Here is a 5,559-nt window from a genome sequence, read left to right as displayed (position 1 = left end):
GGAGCAATTACTTCTCCAGCAACTTTGTATTCAAATAAGTGATAAAATCCACTTTTTTTGTGTTGGATTGTGTAAGCTAATTTTTTTAGCCCCCAATCTTCTTTTGATATCATTTCGGCACCTTTAGAAACAAGATAGTCCTCAAACTTCTTTACTGTTTCCTTTACCTGAACATCAGATAAAACGGGATTCAAAATGAAAACAGTTTCGTAATGATTCATAATTAATAATTTAAGTTTTTACTTTTAAGGGTGCAAATGTACAATTTTATAACTATTCAGCAAATGTTTATTTAAAATATATTTTTAATTTTAAAACTCTTATTTCATTCATAAAATTATTTAACCCTTGGCAGTGTAAATTTAAAAGAGCTTCCCTTATCCAATTCACTTTCTACCCAAATTTTACCACCTTGAATTTCCACAAAATCTTTACATAAAATAAGTCCAAGACCAGTTCCCTCTTCATTATTTGTTCCCTTAATTGATAATTCACATTCAAGAGAAAATAACTTATTTAATTTTGAAGGATCAATACCAATTCCAGTATCTGAAATTATTACTACAACCTCATTTTCAAGATTTTGAGTTTTTATAGTTATTTTTCCAAATGGATATGTATATTTTATTGAGTTTGTTACTAAATTCCTTAAAATAGTATTAATCATTTGTTCGTCTCCTAAAACTAAACTTGAACCATCTAAACTTAGGCTTAAAGCTATATCTTTTGAATTGGCTATTGGTAGGCACAAATCATAAATAGCTTCAATGGTTTGAGTTAAATTAATTTGCTCAATTCTTGGTTCTAATTTACCTGTTTGAAGACTTGACCATGTTAATAGATTTTCTAATAACCCAAAAGCATTCTTTGCCGATTTATATATATGACTTGCAAATTGTTCGGTTTTATCAGGTGAATAATTAGAAATATTAGAATATAACAATTCGCTAAAACCTAAAATTGTATTAAAAGGACTTTTTAAATCATGTGCTATAATTGAAAAAAACTTATCCTTAGTTGCATTTAATTCATTTAATTCTTTATTTGCCTTCCCTAGTTCTTTTAAGGTTTGTTGTAATAAATGTTTTTCTTTAATTAATTTACGCTGTAAGTTGTTAATTTCACTATTTAAAAGATGCATTGTAGTATTTTGCTCAAGCAAATCAACAGCACTTATTTCTCCTAATATCAAAATTTTATCATTTTTTCTAAAAATTTTTGCTTCAATACTAGAATTAATGGAAAAACTATCTCCAATTGTTAATACACCTTCAAAAATAAGTGAATCTTTAGGGTTTAAGGTAAGTAATTTATCAAAAGTTGGGTTTATTAAACTTTCTGTTGCGTCTCCTTTTATAAGGCCTTGAAATGCAACATTAGAAAAAATTAGGTTTTTATTTAAATTATAAAGTGCAATGCAAAAATTATTAGATTTACTTAATGAATCTTTAAACTCATTTTCAAAATCTAATAAATCTTGTATTGTGGTATCTTTTTGTGTCAAATCAATCAATTGTTTGGGGACTTTAACTTATCATCTGATAATTTTACAAAAATAGGAATATTAATTTGCATCCAATTATATAAAGGAAGTATTTCTAAACATGACTCCGTTGATAGTTGATTTTTAAGCACTAAAATCCAAGTATTTAATTGAGCGGCCCAATAATTTGTGGAAAATCCATGGCTTCTATAAGCTCTAAATACCCAAAGTATGGTTTCTATTAATACTTCTGAATTAAATTCTTTTAAAATAGATGAAATAAATCTGATATGATTCGCATGATTATCTTGCATCATTAATAGGTTTTCTTCACCAACTAAATCTTTAATATCAGGTCTTTTTAACATTATAGCATTTATTTCAGACAATAATTTATCTGATTTTGTATCATACTCTTCAGATGATTTATCTGAAAAACCTTTTAGTTCCTCACAAGTCTGCAATAAATAGGTTTTATTCATAATTGTTTATTTTTTTAATAAATAATTCAGTACTAAAAATATCAGGTTTATAAATTACGTTGTAATAATTTAATAGTTTTTTTTCACCACCATGTAAAAAGGCTTGTCCACCAACCAAAATTGGAGTTTCTGGAAATTCTAATCTAAATTTTTCTATTAACTTTAATAGTTCTGGTAAATGTGAATAAATACTTAAGGAAATAGCTATAATATCAACAGAAATAGTTTTAGAAAATAATAGAATATCTTTTGTAGGCGTATTAGATCCTAAAAAATAAGAAGACCAACCATTCATTTCAAAAATATCACTTATCATTTTAATACCTATTTGATGATATTCTTTTTCAACACAAGAAAGTAATACATTTTTATTTAGTTGTTTTTTAGAAATAATAGTTAAATAATTCTCATTTAAAATTGCTTCAACTATAGCAGAAGCTAAATGTTCTGTTGCAACGCTAATTTTATTGTATTCCCAAAGTTCTCCAATTTTATACATAGATGTTTTAAGCAAATACTCATAAATAGTTTTAATTGAGATATTATTATTCAATAACGAATTTACAATTATAGAGCATTGCTTTTTATTACCTAACAAAAGATGTTTAAAAAAATCATCTTGAATTTCTTTGTCAATTTCCATAATTAGGGTTTTTGTATCTTTTTTAAAAATAGATAAAATATATTACTAAAAATATGACATATATTACTAGTTATTTTAAGTTTGCTTTGGGTTTAATTATTTAAAAACAAGTTATGGTATTAGTTGCCTAACTAAAAGTTACAAAAAATGTTTGCACTCAAAATCAAATTTTCACATCCGATGCCCTAAATTTTGTGCAGTAAAAAACTTTAGTTTAATAATTATCTACATCAATAGTTAACTTAATAGGTCTAAACTCTTTAACTGCTTGAAATGCATTAATAACCCTTATAATTTTATTTTTTGAGGCTCCTAACGATTGTTTTGGTGGAATTTTAATAATTATTTGACGAATGTAATAGTTTCTTATTTTTGAAATGGCTGGTGTTGTTGGACCTAAAATTTGCTCTTTTAAATTAGATGAAAACGATTTTCCTAACCAATTTGCACCTTCTTCAACAGTATTAAAATTTTTATGTCGTAACGTAATTTTAATAATTCTATAAAATGGTGGATAATGATATTGCCAGCGCTCTTGCAATTGCTCCTTAAACATTTCATTATAAGAATTGGTAGAAACTTGTTGCAATATTTGATGATACGGATTAAATGTTTGAATGGCAACTTTTCCTCTTTTTTGATCACGCCCTGCTCTACCCGAAACTTGTACCATTAATTGATAACTACGTTCGTGTGCTCTAAAATCTGGAAAATTAAGCATGTTATCGGCATTCATAATTCCAACTAAAGATACATTTGCAAAATCTAATCCTTTAGAAAGCATTTGTGTACCCACCAAAATATCTATTTCTTGTGCTTGAAACTGTCCTAATATTTTTTGATAGCCGTATTTTCCACGAGTAGTATCTAAATCCATTCTGCCAACGTTTGCATCTGGAAATAACTCTTGTAATTCTAACTCTATTTGCTCTGTACCAAATCCTTTTGTGTTTAATTTTTCGCTTCCACAAGCGCCGCAATTATGCAACATGGCTTGCCTGTAACCACAATAATGGCAACGCAATTCTTTTCTATAACTATGAAAGGTTAAACTAACATCGCATTGTGGACATTGCGGAGAAACACCACATGTTTGACATTCTACAACAGGTGCAAATCCTCTTCTATTTTGAAATAAAATTACTTGTTCTTTTTCCTTTAATGCTTCAGAAATCATTTCTAATAATCGATCAGAAAAATGACCTTTCATTCTTTTTTTTCGATGCTTTTCTTTAACATCTACCAATTCTATTTCTGGTAATAATACATTTCCAAAACGCCTGTTTAACTCTACAAACCCATATTTGCCTTGTTGCGCGTTGTAAAATGTTTCTATACTTGGCGTTGCAGAACCTAATAATACTTTTGCTTTATGTTGATTTGCCAAAACTATTGCAGCATCACGCGCGTGATATCGTGGAGACGGATCGTATTGTTTAAACGATGGTTCGTGTTCTTCATCAACTATAATTAAACCCAAATTAGAATAGGGTAAAAACAACGATGAACGTGCTCCTAAAATAAGTTGCGCTTTTTGTTTATTTTCTAAAACATTATTCCAAACTTCAACACGTTCATTCATAGAATATTTTGAATGAAAAACCGATAAATATTCTCCAAAATAAATTTGTAAACGCTCTATTAATTGTGTTGTTAGTGCAATTTCTGGCAATAAATACAACACTTGTTTTCCTTGTTCAAGTTGCTGTTTTATTAATTTTGCATAAATTTCTGTTTTTCCACTACTTGTAATACCTTTTAATAAGGTAACTTGTTTGGTTTTAAAACAATTTTCTATACTATCAAAAGCTTCTTGTTGAAAAGAGGTTAGAACTTTTATTTCGTTAGAAATTCCTTCAAAATTAATTCTATCGGTTTGAATAAAATAATACTCTAAAATATCTTTATCTACCAACGATTTTATAACGGCTGCTGAACTATTTGCTTTTTCTTGAAGATCTACAACCTTTATTGGTTTTTTAGTGGTTTGAAGCTGAAAATAGGTTAAAATAACATCGCGCTGTTTTTGCGCTCTGCTCAAAGTTTCTAATAATTCTGAAAGTTTTTCATTAGAATTCCAAATTGGATTTAGTCGAATGTATTTTATTAATTTCGGCTTGTATTGTTCGTAAATTTGCTCTTTTACACTAATTACATTTTTTTCAATTAAATCTTTAATTACAGGAAAAACCGTTTTTTTCCCAAGTATCTCCACAACCTGATTTATACTTAATTGTGTTTGATGTTGTAAGGCTTCATAAATTAAAAATTCATCATCATTTAAAATACTTTCATCATTAAAACCAATCATTTGCTGAATAACTGTTTCACTTTCTAATAAAAACGCTGATGGCAATGCGGCTCTAAAAACTTCGCCCAAAGAACACATATAATAACTTGAAATCCATTCCCAATGTGCTAACTGAATTTCATTTACAATAGGAGTTTCATCTAAAATTTGAAAAATATCCTTTGCATCATAACCTACTGGTGGATTGGTATGAATAGTATACACCAAAGCTGTATATATTTTTGATTTTCCAAATTCTACAGCAACACGCATTCCTGGCTTTAAAAATGCTGCTTCTGCTTCCGTAATTTTATAGGTAAATTGCTTTTGAAGCGGAATTGGTAGTATGACGTTTATAAAATTGATAAGGCTTTTCTTTTTTTATCTAAATTGTACCTCACAAAAATAATTATTTGAATTTTTTAATAGCACTTATTTTAGTTTTTTAAATGATTAAATTTTAAAGATCTACATATCAAACGGTTAGGTTTATTTATTTTTTTTGGCACGCTGTTTGTATTGTATAAAGCGTACTACTAACAATAGTATTTAGTATGAACCTTTAAATTTTAAATTATGAAAAACACATTATATTTAATCGCAACATTTGTATTAGTTAGTTTTGGAGCAATTGCTTCAACTAATAATACCACTACAAGTT

At 27.8% G+C, this 5,559-nt stretch carries 5 protein-coding genes; all 5 read right to left on the bottom strand.

Annotated features, from left to right (window positions below; translation table 11 throughout):
- Nucleotides 1-221: 30S ribosomal protein S6 (gene rpsF, locus ABY298_RS14570; protein WP_372746782.1), on the bottom strand; the 221-nt coding region annotated here is incomplete at its 3' end.
- A 116-nt stretch (nucleotides 222-337) separates the two neighbouring features.
- On the bottom strand, nucleotides 338-1,504 hold the full coding sequence (locus tag ABY298_RS14565; RefSeq protein ID WP_372746781.1) for a sensor histidine kinase: 1,167 nt from the start codon (nucleotides 1,502-1,504) through the stop codon (nucleotides 338-340).
- A gap of 5 nt (nucleotides 1,505-1,509) precedes the next feature.
- A complete protein-coding gene (locus ABY298_RS14560) occupies nucleotides 1,510-1,965 on the bottom strand; it encodes a hypothetical protein (protein ID WP_372746780.1) in 456 nt (151 codons plus the stop codon).
- Nucleotides 1,958-2,608, bottom strand: coding sequence for a B12-binding domain-containing protein (locus ABY298_RS14555; protein WP_372746779.1), 651 nt, complete (start codon nucleotides 2,606-2,608; stop codon nucleotides 1,958-1,960). Before ABY298_RS14555 ends, ABY298_RS14560 begins: the two co-directional genes overlap by 8 nt.
- 214 nt (nucleotides 2,609-2,822) lie before the next feature.
- The gene (priA, locus tag ABY298_RS14550) at nucleotides 2,823-5,264 is read right to left on the bottom strand and encodes a primosomal protein N' (RefSeq protein WP_372746783.1); all 2,442 of its coding nucleotides are present in this window, start codon (nucleotides 5,262-5,264) and stop codon (nucleotides 2,823-2,825) included.
- Nucleotides 5,265-5,559: the final 295 nt, after the last annotated feature.

The sequence above is a fragment of the Lutibacter sp. genome, from assembly GCF_041596795.1.
GTDB lineage: Bacteria > Bacteroidota > Bacteroidia > Flavobacteriales > Flavobacteriaceae > Lutibacter.
This window is presented reverse-complemented; position numbering and strand designations above follow the sequence as displayed.

Coding starts and splice junctions, on each gene's coding strand:
- ABY298_RS14555 (WP_372746779.1), bottom strand. CDS start 2,608: ATGGAAATTGACAAAGAAATTCAAGATGATTTTTTTAAACATCTTTTG.
- ABY298_RS14560 (WP_372746780.1), bottom strand. CDS start 1,965: ATGAATAAAACCTATTTATTGCAGACTTGTGAGGAACTAAAAGGTTTT.